We start from the raw sequence: 15,467 nt of genomic DNA on the forward strand, positions 1-15,467 counted from the left end.
CCACTCGCCAGCCGGCGAACCACCGGTACGTCAAACCACTGAAAAGACACCCGCACACAGGCAAACCGGCAGGCGCGTGCCGCAGCGCTTACAGCTATATCGCGTAAAACATCGCAAAGTACCAATGCTGGTCTTTGACGCCTCGAATGCGTATAACCTCGCCGTTTCGTCTACCCTGACGTTGCGCGCCGCGTTGATCTTGCTGCGGCGGCCCAATCGCCTTCAGACGCTCATGAAACGGAGAATTCTATGCTCAAGCGAACCCTGGCACTGACCGCCGGCCTGGCCCTGTCCTTATTCGCGCTGGTGGCGCAAGCCGCTGATGTGCTGAAGGTCAGCGCGATTCCCGATGAAGCCCCGACCGAATTGCTGCGCAAATTCGAGCCGCTGGGCGCCTATCTGGAACAGCAATTGGGCATGAAGGTGCAGTTCGTGCCGGTGGCCGATTACCCGGCGGTGGTTGAAGCGCTGGCGACCGATCGCCTCGACTTGGCCTGGCTTGGCGGCTTCACCTTCGTGCAGGCGCGTTTGAAGACCGACGCAACAACGCCAGTGATCCCGTTGGTCCAGCGCGAGCAGGATGCGCAGTTCACCAGTAAATTCATCACCGCCGACCCGAACGTGAAAAGCCTGGCCGACCTCAAGGGCAAGACCTTCGCGTTCGGTTCGGTGTCGTCCACCTCCGGCAGCCTGATGCCGCGTTATTTCATGCTGAAAAACGATGGCATCAAGCCGGAAGCGTATTTCAGCCGCGTTGCCTACTCCGGCGCTCACGACGCCACCGTCGCCTGGGTGCAGGCGGGCAAAGTCGATGCCGGCGTGCTCAACGCCAGTGTCTGGCAGAAACTGGTCGATGCCGGCAAGGTCGACACCAGCAAGGTAAAAGTCTTCGCCACCACCCCGACCTACTTCGATTACAACTGGACCGTGCGCGGCACCCTCGATCCGGCCCTGGCGGCGAAGATCAAGAAAGCCTTCCTTGACCTCGACCCGGCCAACCCGGAGCAGAAGAAGATCCTCGATCTGCAAGCCGCCAGCCGCTTCATTGAAACCAGGCCGGAGAACTACAAGGGTATCGAGGAAGCCGCCCGCGCTGCCGAACTGCTGAAATGACACTACGCCTCAACCACGGCAGCCTGCGCCACGCCAACGGAGTCGATGCCCTGCGCGGCATCGACTTGCAGATTGGCGCGGGCGAACAGGTCGCTATCATCGGCCCGTCCGGGGCCGGTAAATCGAGTTTGCTCAACCTGCTGGCCACCGCCCTGCGCCCCAGTAGCGGCGACGTCGAAGTGCTGGGCGAGCGCGCCTGGCACTTGTCTGCCCGCCAACGCCAACGCCTGCGCGCGCGCATCGGCCTGGTGCATCAGGCACCGCCGCTGCCGCCGCGTCAGCGCGTGGTCACGGCGGTCCTGGCCGGCAAGCTCGGCCAGTGGAGCCTGGGTAAAAGTCTGCTGAATCTGTTGCATCCACTGGACGTACCCGGCGCCCGCGCGGCGTTGGCGCGGCTGGATCTGGGCGACAAATTGTTCGCCCATTGCCAGCAACTCTCCGGCGGCCAGTTGCAACGTGTCGGAATTGCGCGAGTGCTGTATCAGGCACCGGAAATCCTGTTGGCCGACGAACCGGTGTCGGCGATGGACCCGGTGATGGCCGGGCACACGTTGTCGATCCTGTCGCGCCACGCCCGTGAGCACAACGTCACGCTGGTGGCGAGCCTGCATGCGGTGGATCTGGCGTTGTCGCACTTCCCGCGAATCATCGGTTTGCGCGACGGGCAGATTCTGTTCGACAGCCCTTCCGATCGTGTCACCCCGCCAATGCTCGACGCGCTGTACGCCAACGAACAACTGCAATCACCGACCGTTGCAGCGATGCCTTTGACTGTGCAGATTCCACGATGCTGAAGGCCGATTCACGGGACCCGGCCGCGTGGCCACGTGTGTTGCTGACGGTGCTGGCGATTGTCTTGCTGTGGCCGGGCATCCAGCTCAGCGAATTGAACCTGGGCGTGCTGCTGCCCGACAGCCAGAATGAAATGGGCCGGTTTGTCGCGCAGTTCTGGCCACCGGCGCATGACGAAGGGTTTCTCCAGCTGCTGCTCAAAGCCACCCTGCAAACCCTGGCCATCGCCACCGCCGGCATGGCCCTGGCGCTATTGCTGGCGATCCCTGCCGGCCTGCTGGCCAGTCGCGCCCTGTCGCTGTCGGCGGCTTCGCAGGGTGGCGTGCCGAGTCGCCTGGGACGATTGCTGCGCTGGCCGGTGCGCGGCCTGCTGATCTTTTTGCGCAGCGTGCCGGAGATCGTCTGGGCGCTGCTGTTCGTGCGCGCTGTTGGCCTCGGTCCGGCGGCGGGCGTGCTGGCCATCGCGATCACCTACAGCGGCATGCTCGGCAAGGTGTATGCGGAGATTTTCGAGTCCACCGACCAGCGCCCGGCGCATGCCTTGTTGCAGGCCGGCAGCGGTCGGCTGGCAGCGTTTGCCTACGGCACGCTGCCGAATGTCGCAGCGGAACTGCTTTCGTACACGGTCTATCGCTGGGAATGCGCGATCCGCGCTTCGGTGGTGATGGGGTTTGTCGGCGCCGGCGGGCTGGGCCAGCAAATCGACTTGTCGATCCGCATGTTCGCCGGCGGTGAAGTCGCCAGCATTCTGCTGACCTTCCTGCTATTGGTGCTGGGCGCCGATCAGCTCAGTCGCTTGCTGCGCTGGAGGCTGACATGAATCGCCTGATCAACCTGTTGCTGATCGCGGGCATCGGCGTGGCCGTTATCGCTTCGTTCGCCTACCTCGGCCTGGACCTTGGTGAACTGGGCAGTGCCACCAGCCTCAAGCAGATGGGCGCCTATGTGCAGCGCTTCCTCAGCCCGGACCTGAGCGCGGAGTACCTGAAAGCGATCTTCCATGGTTCGCTGGAAACCCTGGCCATGTCAGCCCTCGGCACCCTGCTCGCGGCGGTGTTCGGCATCGTCCTCGCGCTGCCCGCCGCCGGGCGTTTTGGCTGGCCGCTGCAAAGTGCTTCACGGTTGCTGCTTAACGGTCTGCGAGCAATTCCGGAACTGGTCTGGGCCGCGCTGATGGTGCTCGCCGCCGGACTCGGCCCGAACGCCGGCACCCTCGCCCTCGCCTTGCACACCACCGGCGTGCTCGGCCGGTTGTTCGCCGAAGCGCTGGAAAACACCCCGCCACAACCGGCCGAAGCCATTCGCCTGCAGGGCGGCAACCCGATCCTCGCGTTCTGTTACGGCACCCTGCCCAACCTTGCGCCGCAACTGTTGGCGTACATCCTCTACCGCTGGGAAAACAACATTCGCATGGCCAGCGTGCTGGGTTTTGTCGGTGCCGGCGGGCTGGGGCAGATGTTGTACGTCAGCCTCAGTCTGTTCCAGGAAGCGCAGGCCAGCACGGTGATTCTGGCGATGCTGGTGCTGGTGTTTGTGGTGGACTGGTTAAGTGCGTGGAGCCGGCAACGCTGGGTCAAGGCGTAGACGCAGATGCTGGTGAGTGGATATCTGCCAGAAGCTGATTATGCTCAAGGAAACCTTGCACACCCGCGAGGCGGTCAGACTGTGCAGGTTTCATGCGACCGCAAGGGCGGCATTTGCCACAAGGCCAGAGTGCGATAAGCAGTAACGGGGGACTCCGGCCTACAACAATAAGCACAACGGAGAACACCCATGGCCACAACCTACACAACGTCCACCGGCAGTCCACCGCGCAGCGGCGGCATCACCAAGGAGGAGCGCAAGGTCATCTTCGCCTCGTCCCTCGGTACGGTTTTCGAGTGGTACGACTTTTACCTCTACGGCTCGCTGGCGGCGATCATCGCCAAACACTTCTTTGCCGGCGTCAACGAAACCACTGCGTTCATCTTTGCCCTGCTCGCCTTTGCGGCAGGGTTTGCCGTGCGGCCGTTCGGTGCAATTGTATTCGGCCGGCTCGGCGACATGATCGGGCGCAAACACACGTTCCTGATCACCATCGTGATCATGGGGATCTCGACCGCTATCGTCGGCTTGCTGCCCGGTTACGCGACCATTGGCGTCGCCGCGCCGATCATCCTGATCACCCTGCGCTTGCTGCAAGGCCTGGCGCTGGGCGGCGAGTATGGCGGCGCCGCGACTTACGTGGCCGAACACGCGCCACGCAACAAGCGCGGCTTCTTCACCTCGTGGATTCAAACAACCGCAACGCTGGGCCTGTTTTTGTCGTTGCTGGTGATTCTCGCCTGCCGCACCGCGCTGGGCACCGAAGCGTTCGAAGCCTGGGGCTGGCGCATTCCGTTCCTGCTGTCGATTCTGCTGCTGATCATCTCGGTGTACATCCGCCTGCAACTGAGCGAGTCGCCGGTGTTCCAGAAAATGAAGGCCGAAGGCAAGGCATCGAAAGCGCCGCTGACCGAATCCTTCGCCCGTTGGAACAACCTGAAAGTGGTGATCATGTCGCTGCTCGGCGGCACGGCTGGCCAGGCCGTGGTCTGGTACACCGGGCAGTTCTATGCGCTGTTCTTCCTGTTGCAGACCCTGAAGATCGACCCACAGACCGCTAACCTGCTGATCGCCGGTTCACTGCTGATCGGCACACCGTTTTTCGTGATTTTCGGTAGCCTCTCCGACCGCATCGGGCGCAAGCCGATCATCATGGCCGGGTGCATTCTGGCGGCGCTGACCTACTTCCCGATCTTCCATGCGCTGACCCAGTACGGAAATCCCGACGTGTTCATCGCCCAGGAGAAGAACCCGGTCAAAGTGATCGCCAATCCCGATCAGTGTTCGTTCCAGTTCGACCCGGTGGGCAAGGCCCGATTCACCAGTTCCTGTGACCTGGCCAAGACCCTGCTGGCGAAACGGGCGATCCCGTATGAGAACGTGATTGCCGAACCCGGCACCATCGCGCAAGTGCGCATTGGCGACAAAGTGGTCGAGAGTTTCGAAGGCAGTGCGCTGCCCGCTGCCGACTTCAAGACGCGCAACGATGCCTTTACCGCGACCCTCGGCACCGCACTCAAGGACGCCGGTTACCCGGAGAAAGCCGACCCGGCAAAAACCAACGAGCCAATGGTGCTGCTCTTGCTGACCGTGCTGGTGATCTACGTGACCATGGTCTATGGCCCGATCGCCGCGTGGCTGGTGGAACTGTTCCCGACGCGCATCCGCTACACCTCGATGTCGCTGCCCTATCACATTGGTAACGGCTGGTTTGGCGGCTTCCTCCCGACGGTGGCGTTCGCCATGGTCGCCGCCACCGGCGATATCTATTACGGCTTGTGGTACCCGATCGTGATTGCCGTGATGACCGCGGTACTCGGCATATTCTTCCTGCCGGAAACCAAGGATCGCGACATTCTCAAGGATTGAACCGAATCCCTGTAGGCGCTGCCGCAGGCTGCGGTAGCGCCTACAGCGATTGGCGCAAGCGCATAAATGACCGCTCGTCGCCACCTGTAAGATCTGACAGGTGCGCTTTACCCCACAACGCGCTCTGATAACTCCTGCCGGTCCACCACGCAGGAGCCTCATTCATGATCACCTCAACCCCACCGGACAACAACGTCCCCGTCCTGAGGCCGCCAATCGTCAACGGCCAAACCAGGCCCGTGGTAGGTGCACACATCGGTCTGCCCCTGGTGGCCTACGACCTGGTCACCGACGGTAAAGGCGCGGTTGTCCTCGTCGACCCTCCGCTGGACGACACCATGGACCCCAACGATGTCATGGAGCTTTGGCTTGAAGGCGAGTCGGCTGCACTGGACAGCAAAACCATTGAGGATCCGGATGTGCGCACCACGTTGCGCATTCCCAAGGACCGACTGCACCCGGACAAGGTCAACGTGCTGTACTACACCATCAGGCGTGGCAGTAACAATCGAGGCGAATCCACGCCGCTGGAAATACTCTATAACCGCATCCGTCCGGGCCTGAAGGATCGGTACGACGCCCCCGGCGGCCATTCCGAACTCGAGTTGCTGCTGCCGGAGGTCATCAGAAATGGCGTCGATCCCGATTTCGTCGACGCGCAGGTCAGCGTTTCATACCCGTACTGCAGGGCCTACGACAGCATTACCCTCAAATGCAACGGCGAGCAGATGACCGTCAAGGTGAAGCCGACCGAGGCTCCACCACCCCCTAACCCAGGCTCGGAAGTCCCGATCACCATTCACTTCACTGTGGATCGCGCATTTCTCGACAAGGCCAAACGGCTGGACCAGAAACTGCATTTTTCCTACACCGTCACCGACCAGATTGGCAACGGCCCGGACACTGACGCGCCGTGGTCGCCGGTGCAGACCGTGGATGAGGATCTGGATGGTACGCGCCTGCCGATGCCGATTCTGCTGGAACGCAAAGAAGACTTTCCGGGGGATGACGCGAGCATCATTGACCTTGAGAAACTCGCCGGCAATCCGTTGCTGATCGTTGTGATGACGGCGGACAACCGTTTTGTCGTGGGCGATGACGTCATCGCGACCTATACCGCAACAAACACAGGCCAACCCGCCGATGTAGTAATACCCGTTTCCGGCAAAGTGGAAGCGGATCCTTTCGGCGCGAAGAAAACCTTGTTCCTTGAAATCGCCAACGACAAGATTTTCCCTGGCAGTAGCGTGACGGTCACCTACGAGTTGCGCAGGTCCAACGGTGATCTGGTGGCCAACTCCAACACGGCTAAAGCAACGGTGACAGGGACCAACCCGATAGAACTGCTGCCGCCATTTCTGGTGGCACCGGCGGTCGACCCGATTGATGTGCTGGCCTATCCGAACGGCGTGACGGTGCGGATCGAATACCTCCAGGCCCTTGACGGGGACAAAGCTCGGCTGGTGGAGGTCAATCCGCCGGCGGGTGCGCCGAAGTTTCCATTGGTGCCATTCAATGCCAATAAGCGGGTGAACACGGTGCTGAGTCCGGCGTTTCTAGAGGCTCGGCAAGGCCAGGTGATCGAACTGCATTGGAACCTGAATCGCAACAATCAACAGGCTGGTCGCTCAACAGAGCTGAACTTAACGATATTGAAACTTCCTGCGGTCCTGTTTTTTATCAACGCCCCTTACCTCATCGCCCCTGCGGGTCGATTGAAAGAAGTCGTTATTCGCGTTGGCTCCGAGGCTCAACCGATTGCGGATGCGAAAGTGACGCTGACCCTTCCTGATGGCTTCAGATACGCCGATGGCGGCTCGGGTGATCGCGAGTTCATTAGCGATGCTTTGGGTTTGATCACCGTTAATGACATTAAAGGTTCGAGCCGTCCGGGCGAAGTCGCCCTGATTGCGACCCATGCAGGTCGAACAGAAAGCGCTACGGTCGTTGTTCAGGCTCATGGGCCGGTTGGCAGGATTGAGATGGTAGCCCAGCCTCACACGATCATCTTCAGTCGAGATGGCAAGAGGGCCTATGTCGGTTGTGATTCCCCAGAATCCATCGCTGTCATTGATACCGCCTCGAACACCGTAATAGACAGATACTTGGTCGGGACCGTCCAGTATGATTTTGCTTTAAGCCCAGACGACAAATTCCTGTATGTCACCGCTGTGCTTAATGCAAAAAACACGCTCTACATCCTTGAAGCGGCCACAGGGAAAACAGTCAAAACAATAGAAAGCACGCAGGACCAGACACATATATTTTTCAAGCCAGATGGAACAGAGTTTTTTAGGTGCCTTCATGGATATGGAATCTCTCTCACTAATACAGCAACAGAGCTTCCGCGCAGCCTGGCTACTCTAAAAAACCCAGCATCAGGTACATTTACTAATGACGGGAAACTTCTTTACGTGTGTATCACTACCCCGGGATCTTCTGTCGCGGTGATCGAAACCGCCACCCTCAAGGTGCTGCGTAATATCACCATAACCCCAAAAGCAAGTTACTGCGCGCTCAGCCCTGATAACAGCCGCCTATATGTCGTCCATTACAGCGATACCCCGTATCCAGGGGTGACGGTAATCGACACCAGCAACGACAAGCCCATCACGAACATACCGACAGCTCAATCCATGCACCTCGTATTAAGTTCAGGTGGAGACTTTCTATATGTCCCATCCCGAGCAAGCCAATCGGTACTGGTGATTGACACAAAAAACTTCAGCACTCGCAACATCCCGGCACCCGGTAGTTATCATGGACTTGCCCTCACCCCAGATGACTCGCGCCTTTTTGTGTGTCTCGCTGATAGCCGTGCGATAGATGTCTTTCAGATTGACAATACAGCAGATAATTTAGGATGGAGCGAACCCGGTTTACAGCCATAACAGGCAATCAGGGAACAGAAAAAACTTTTCACTGGAACAATCATCGCTCGGTAGTTAGTGCAAAAGATCGCAGCCTTCGGCGACTCCTGCAAAAATCAGGAACTGCCGAAAGCTGCGATCTTTTGCTTTTGAGGGCTTACCCGATTCGAACCGGTCCGCTAACAGTTAGCCGCACCCTGACCACTCGTCGCAAACCCCAACGCACCTGTCAGATCTGACAGGTGCCAACTTCGCCTTCCCGGCGCCTAATCACTCCATCGCCCCCCCACTCGGCAGGAGTGCCTTCAATGCTCGTCCAACCCCGCAAAGACATCAACACACTCGCCTTGAACGATCCGGAAATCACGGGCGGCGTGCTGTTGCCCGACGGCATCTGGGGGGTCAACCTCGCGGCCGCGCGACTCAACTTTCCCGACAAGGGATTGAAGTGCCAGATCCCGCCCTGGAACAACATGGACGAGGGCGACAAGGTCGAACTGCTGCTCCATGGCGCGGTGATGGATCAAAAAACCATCTACGACACCAGCGAAATCGGCGAGCGTGTCACCCTGTTCGTACCGCCGAATCGGTTGCTGACCGGGGCCTCGACACTGTCCTACAAAGTGACCCGCTTTTCCCAGCGACCCGAGGAAGGCCCGACACTCACCCTCTTCGTCAAACTCGAACTGCCCGGCGGCCAGGACACCGACCCTGACTATGGTCACTCCGAACTGGCCATTGCCTTCCTGCCAGAGAGTGTCGTGCGCGACGGGGTCGACAAGGACAACGTCAAGGACGGCGTGGTGGTGATTGTCGCTCCCAAATCCGGCTCCGGCCTGCCCTACCCCAATGCCGCCGTGGGGGATGTGATCCATGTCGGGTGGGCCGGTCAAACCGTACTGTCCGCCCCCCTCACCCAGGCCCAGGTCGACGCCCCTGATGCCAACCCGGTCAGGATCCTCATCGACGAAGCCACCCTGCTGGCGGCCGGGGATTCGGACCTCGCCGGCCTGTCCGTCAGCTACATGATCCGCGACCGTGTGCTCAACCAGTCCGAAGACTGGTGCAAGGAGGCGCGCATCGTCGTCGACACCGGTAATTCGCGGCTGCTAGCGCCGATCCTTAAACAGGCTGACGGGCTTATTCTGGATCTGGAAAAACTCGGTGATGACCTCCCGCTGCTGAAGGTCTGGGCTGAGGATTCAAATGAGTTCAGTCGGGGCGATGTCATCGTCATGCGCCTCACCGGCACCACGGCCGAAGACAAATCCGTCGACATCGTCGTGCGCCAGAGCATTGATAAAAACCCGCCGGTGGAGGTCGATATCCTGCACAGCAACCCTGGCCTGCGTTCGCTGGGGACACGCTCAGCCATTTATTCCTACGGACTGGAGCGCAACGGCAAGATCATCCAGCGCTCCAAGTCACGCACCATCACTGTCGTCGGCGAACCGACACGTCTGGCGGCACCGATTGCGCTGGATGCGCCGCAGGGGGCACTCGACCCGGACGCAGCCAACTACCGCATCCGCATTCCCTACGATCTGTCGATCACCGCAGATAATGCCATCGAACTGAAATGGTTCGGCACCCGCCCCGACAACACCAGCTACGACCCGGCACTGGACTGGTATTTTCCCACGGAGGAAGAAGCCAGCGCCCCGGCCGGTTTCATCATCACCGTCGAAGGCCGGCACGGCAAAACCCTGGAAGGCGGCTCGCTGGATCTGTCGTACAACCTGCTCAGCGCAGGGGAAAACGACGAGATCATCAGCCGCGCCTCACAACACGCCGCGCGCTTGATCGTCGGCGAACCGAAATTCGAACTGGTGCCACCGATCGTCCTCGGCGAAAAGGACGGCGCGCTGGAACCGGCTGATCTGCCCGGCGGCGTCGGCAAACTCACCGCTCCGCGCCCGGTGGCCAGGCCGACCGAAGCAAACGATATCGTCACCTACACCTGGTTCGGCGAAGTCAGCGGCGAGAAGGTAGATTTCAAAAAGCTCAATGCACTGTCCAAGGACAAGGACGTCGACTTCACGCTGGATGCGGCGTTTGTGGCGCAACACATCGAACCCAACCGCGGGAAGAAGGTGACGGTGCGGTATCGGATTTTTCGGGATGCGAGCAAGGACACAAGTTATTCCAATGTGCTGGAGTTTGTGGTGGGGCAAGCTGAATCAGCGAAATTGCCCGCTGCCGTCATCAAGGAAGCCAAGGGCGACCAATTGAACCCGGACGATGTAACCGATGGCGCCACCGTCGTGATCGCGGCCGAAGCTCAGTTGAAGTCCGCCGATGAAGTCAGCGTCACCGTAGAGGGGCAAAATACCGTCCCTCTTCCTGCGTACACCGTAAAGCCTGACGAAGCCGATAAAGAGCTGTCGTCGATCAAAATCCCGCACAGTGTAATCAACGCCGAACAAGGCAATCCCATCGCGTTAAGTTACACCGTCAAGCGCCTGGCAGGAGGAGTGGACGGCCCCTCAGATCCGACGATATACGACGTCACCGAAGTGTTCGTACCCATCGAATTGCAACTGCCATTTCTGGTGGCGCCGGCGGTCGACCCTATCGATGTACTGGAGTATCCGCAGGGCGTGACGATACGCATCGAGTACCTCCAGGCACTGGACGATGATCGGGCACAGCTGATCGAGGTCAATCCACCCGCAGGTGCGCCGGAGTTTCCACTGGTGCCGTTCAACGCCAACAAACGCACCAACACCCTGCTGACACAGGCTTTTCTGATCGCACGACAAGGCAAGCCCATGGTGTTTCGCTGGCACCTGAATCGCAATAATGCAGAGGTTGCCCGATCGCTTGAGCTGAACCTGAGCGTGTCGAAGATTAACGAGGGCGATACGCGTTTGCCGACGCCGCTCATTGATGGCAAGACCGGCAATGAACTCGACATCCTGCTGTTGCTGCCCACCGCCCAGCTCACCGTTGCGACCTGGCCGCACGTCGAGGGTGAGCGACTGTGGTTGCAGTACGAAGGCAAGGACAATCAGGACCAGACCGTGACCTTCGACGACCTTCGCGGTGAAGTGGGCGTGGGTGCATCAGGCTTGAGCCGGACGGTGCCGCTGGACTGGTTGAAAGACTTGAAAGATGGCAGTGAGTTGAAGGTGACGTTCAAGGTTAATTTTGATGGGGTGGCGAATACGGCAACGGCGGTTGGGTTTCCTCGGCGCATTTACACCGTCAGCACCGTGGAGGATGTGAAACCGACAATCGACTCAATCAAAGGCTTACCACCGAGCAACATCGAAATCCCGGACAACGGCTACACAGTAGAAACTTCAGTGATCCTCATCGGTATAGCCGCAAGGGGCCAACAAGTTGATGTAGTGGATGGTGACGAATCTAAGGGTGAACCCTTCGCAAGTCCGACAGATGGAGAATGGAGGCTGACTGTTACAGATCTGGACCTGGGCAGTCACAGTTTTACTGCCAAAGCACTGTACGGCTCTGGCGCATCGTCGCCGGCCAGAACACTGACAGTAGCGCCACCATTCGTTATAGATACATCGACAATGCTCATCAACAGCGTTTCCGTAAAATACAACTGGCCAACCACCGGGCTTGAATCAATAGGTAACTCAAAAACAAGAACCCCCACCGGCGGACTTGAACCGTACAGCTACGAGTCTAGCAATACAGCTGTAGCCACTGTTTCGAATCAGGGCGAAGTTAAACGCCTGAAAAACGGCAACGTCACCATTACGGTGTACGACGCCGTTAGAAATTCTGTGAGCTATCCGGTCAGGCTGGAAAATGTGTGGCAAATGCACGTAAAAAATGTGGGTGCAGTAAATTTTGATGGGGCAGTGGCGTGGATGAACAGCCTCGGCGCCTCGCCAATGACGCAAGAAGCAGTCAATGATTTCTTACGCGTCTACCAGACTCCCTATACCTTCTTTGGGCAGAACGCCTGGTGGTGCACAACCGCTGGATGTTCCGGAAACGCTGCACTTCTTTTTGATCCATCCCCCCGCATTTCTCGATGTGAAAATAAAGGAGGTCCAAACGGGGCTTGGGCATTGAAGCCATTCAACTAGGGAGCTGAACGGAGCCAAACCACATTTCCCCGTTTTTAGTACAAAAGATCGCAGCCTTCGGCGACTCCTGCAAAAATCAGGAACTGCCGAAAGCTGCATCTTTTGCTCTTGAGGACTTACCCGATTCGAACCGGTCCGCTAACAGTTAGCCGCACCCCGACCACTCGTCGCAAACCCCAACGCACCTGTCAGATCTGACAGGTGCGCTTTACCCCGCAAAGCGCTCTGATAACTCCTGCCCGCCCACCGTCCAGGAGCCGTAAACATGGCCACAGCCAAATCCAGCGACAACACCATATTGGCGCTATACCCTCCCCACGCTCCAGAAGCCACCACCCCGGTGGTCGGTGCTGTCTATGGTGTGCCCAAGCATGTCTACGACCTCAAGCCCATGGGCCTGACCATCGTCGTCGATCCGCCGCCAGACGGCATGCTGGAAGAAGGCGATGTCATTCGGCTACGGCTCAACGGCGCCGATACCGAAGCCACAAAGACCGTCCTGGCTGGCGAAGAAAATTCCCGTCACACCCTGTACCTGCCCAAGGGCCTGCTGCTGACCGATCGCGTCAATACCCTCGTTTACACCATCACCCGCATCAGCGAGAACAAAGGCACCTCCACGCCGGAGCTGACCCTGCTGTACAACACCATCCGCCCCGGCATCGAGGACCGCTCGCCCGGCGATAGCGCCCATTCCGAACTGCAACTGATCCTGCCCCAGGACGTGCTCGACGACGGCATCGACGCCGACCGCGCCAAACAGGGCGTGCAAGTGTGTTTCACCTACCCTTACTGCCGCGCCTACGACCAGATCCGATTGAACTGCAACGGCCAGGATGTCACGCACACCGTGACCGCCGCCGAGGCCCCGCCCATTCCCTCGGCCGAGCCGACAACGATCTGCGTCATGGTCGACGAAGCAGTGTTCCTGAGCGCCGGGGACAACCCGAAGTTCATCTTTTCCTACACCGTCACCGACCAGCTCGGCAACGGGCCGGACACCGATTCGCCCTACTCCGGCACGGTGGAGGTCGATGTGCATCTTCGGGAAACCCGCCTGGCCGCCCCCGATCTGGCCGAGGATCCGGACGATCCGACCGACGATCCGAGCACTATTGATCTGGACAAACTCGCCGGCAAGGATCTGACCGTATTGGTCCAGACCTTTGCTCCGTTGTGGCAACCCAACGATAAAATCCGCGTGAACTACAGCGCCACCGCGTCGAACGGCACCGTTACCCTGCACAGTGTGGAACAGGACGTCGTGCGGGTCCCGTTCACCTACAAACTGATGGTGCCCAACGCCAAAGTAATCGCCGGCAGTGTAGTGCGGGCGAAATACGAATTGCTGAGAAATGGCAACGTCTTCGCCACTTCGAAAAATGCCGTGGCCGAAGTCATCGGCTCAGAGGTTATCGAGTTGTTGCCGCCGGCGCTGCTGAAACCAGCGGTGAGCCCGATCGACGCGCTGGCCTATCCGCAAGGCGTGACCATCCGGGTCGAATATCTGGGCGCTCTGCCAGGCGACAAAGCGCAACTGGTGGAAGTTAACCCCCCCGCAGGTGCACCAGGGTTTTCATTGGTGGAATTCAACGCCAATAAACGCACCAACACCTTGTTGAGCCAGGCTTTTCTGACCGCACGACAAGGCAAGCCCCTGGTGTTTCGCTGGCACCTGAATCGCAATAACGCAGAGGTTGCCCGATCGCTTGAACTGAACCTGAGCGTGTCGAAGATTAACGAGGGCGATACGCGTTTGCCGACGCCGCTCATTGATGGCAAGACCGGCAATGAACTCGACATCCTGCTGTTGCTGCCCACCGCCCAGCTCACCGTTACGACCTGGCCGCACGTCGAGGGTGAGCGGCTGTGGTTGCAGTACGAAGGCAAGGACAATCAGGACCAGACCGTGACCTTCGACGACCTTCGCGGTGAAGTGGGCGTGGGTGTATCAGGCTTGAGCCGGACGGTGCCGCTGGACTGGTTGAAAGACTTGAAAGATGGCAGTGAGTTGAAGGTGACGCTCAAGGTTAATTTTGATGGGGTGGCGAATACGGCAACGGCGGTTGGGTTTCCTCGGCGCATTTACACCGTCAGCACCGTGGAGGATGTGAAACCGACAATCGACTCAATCAAAGGCTTACCACCGAGCAACATCGAAATCCCGGACAACGGCTACACAGTAGAAACTTCAGTGATTCTCATCGGTATAGCCGCAAGGGGCCAACAAGTTGATGTAGTGGATGGTGACGAATCTAAAGGTGAACCCTTCGCAAGTCCGACAGATGGAGAATGGAGGCTGACTGTTACAGATCTGGACTTGGGCAGTCACAGTTTTACTGCCAAAGCGCTGTACGGCTCTGGCGCATCGTCGCCGGCCAGAACACTGACAGTAGAACCGGCATTCCCCGTCCTTGATCCCGGTGCTGACAAAACGCTGAACCTGACGACCTTCATCGTAGCCGAGGGACGGCCACCGGTGTACGCGCCGACAGAGGCGATCTTCACGCAAGCGGCATCAGGCGGTATAGGTCCCTACAAATACATCTCGTCAAACCCTGTTGTAGCCAGTGTGACCGAGCTAACAGGAACGGTAACTTGCAGAACCAATGGCACCACAAGAATCAACATCACTGACGCCAACGGTACACAAGCTTCTTACCTGGTGACGGTTGGGGGGATCAGAACCATATTGAGAAACGACTCGACTTGGCGGTCATGGCCGAACGCCCACAGTTACTGCATTTCAAGAGGTGGGCGCCTTGCCACTCTCGCTGAAATGAGAGCGTTTTATGATCTCTACGCCAAAGAACGAGCTGACGTGGCGGCCCTGCTGGGATGGCCCTTGATTCACAATCATCCCAGCGCACTTTTCGGTGCGTGGCTTGCAGATGGCGGCGGCGGCTCACATTACTATTTCAATCTTACGGGAACCTTCGGAAATTCGGGTAGCGTCCCATGGGGTACCAATACGGATGGATATGGGCGACCAGCGTTATGTTTGTATGGCTGATTAAACCTAACAACTAAACGGGGCCAAACCACATTTTCCCGTTTTTTAGTACAAAAGATCGCAGCCTTCGGCGACTCCTGCAACAATCAGGAACTGCCGAAAGCTGCGATCTTTTGCTGTTGAGGGCTTACCCGATTCGCACCGGTCCGCTAACAGTTAGCT

Annotated in this window: 8 protein-coding genes; all 8 read left to right on the forward strand. The window is 58.8% G+C overall.

From position 1 onward, the window contains the following. The first annotated feature begins 249 nt into the window (after positions 1–249). The 8 genes from HV782_RS16545 (at position 250) to HV782_RS16580 (ending at position 15,305) form a co-directional block, all read left to right on the forward strand. Positions 250–1,113: a putative selenate ABC transporter substrate-binding protein gene (locus HV782_RS16545; protein WP_186747944.1), complete on the forward strand. Its 864-nt coding sequence runs from the start codon at positions 250–252 to the stop codon at positions 1,111–1,113. After that, positions 1,110–1,907 carry a phosphonate ABC transporter ATP-binding protein gene (locus HV782_RS16550; RefSeq protein ID WP_186747943.1) on the forward strand — a complete coding sequence of 266 codons (798 nt, stop codon included), beginning with the start codon at positions 1,110–1,112 and terminating at the stop codon, positions 1,905–1,907. Before HV782_RS16545 ends, HV782_RS16550 begins: the two co-directional genes overlap by 4 nt. Next, a complete protein-coding gene (locus HV782_RS16555; protein WP_186747942.1) occupies positions 1,901–2,725 on the forward strand; it encodes a PhnE/PtxC family ABC transporter permease in 825 nt (274 codons plus the stop codon). Before HV782_RS16550 ends, HV782_RS16555 begins: the two co-directional genes overlap by 7 nt. Beyond that, complete coding sequence (phnE, locus tag HV782_RS16560; RefSeq protein WP_123464304.1) at positions 2,722–3,489, forward strand: phosphonate ABC transporter, permease protein PhnE; 768 nt, start codon at positions 2,722–2,724, stop codon at positions 3,487–3,489. The genes HV782_RS16555 and phnE overlap by 4 nt, the downstream gene beginning before the upstream one ends. Before the next feature lie 189 nt (positions 3,490–3,678). Then, complete coding sequence (locus tag HV782_RS16565) at positions 3,679–5,358, forward strand: MFS transporter (protein ID WP_186747940.1); 1,680 nt, start codon at positions 3,679–3,681, stop codon at positions 5,356–5,358. A gap of 164 nt (positions 5,359–5,522) precedes the next feature. Then, positions 5,523–8,249: a YncE family protein gene (locus HV782_RS16570; RefSeq protein WP_186747938.1), complete on the forward strand. Its 2,727-nt coding sequence runs from the start codon at positions 5,523–5,525 to the stop codon at positions 8,247–8,249. 287 nt (positions 8,250–8,536) lie between these two features. Next, complete coding sequence (locus HV782_RS16575) at positions 8,537–12,292, forward strand: immunoglobulin-like domain-containing protein (protein ID WP_217890316.1); 3,756 nt, start codon at positions 8,537–8,539, stop codon at positions 12,290–12,292. 265 nt (positions 12,293–12,557) lie between these two features. After that, complete coding sequence (locus HV782_RS16580; protein WP_217890317.1) at positions 12,558–15,305, forward strand: immunoglobulin-like domain-containing protein; 2,748 nt, start codon at positions 12,558–12,560, stop codon at positions 15,303–15,305. Positions 15,306–15,467 lie beyond the last annotated feature (162 nt).

It is taken from the genome of Pseudomonas monsensis (assembly GCF_014268495.2).
In the GTDB taxonomy this organism is placed as follows: domain Bacteria; phylum Pseudomonadota; class Gammaproteobacteria; order Pseudomonadales; family Pseudomonadaceae; genus Aquipseudomonas; species Aquipseudomonas monsensis.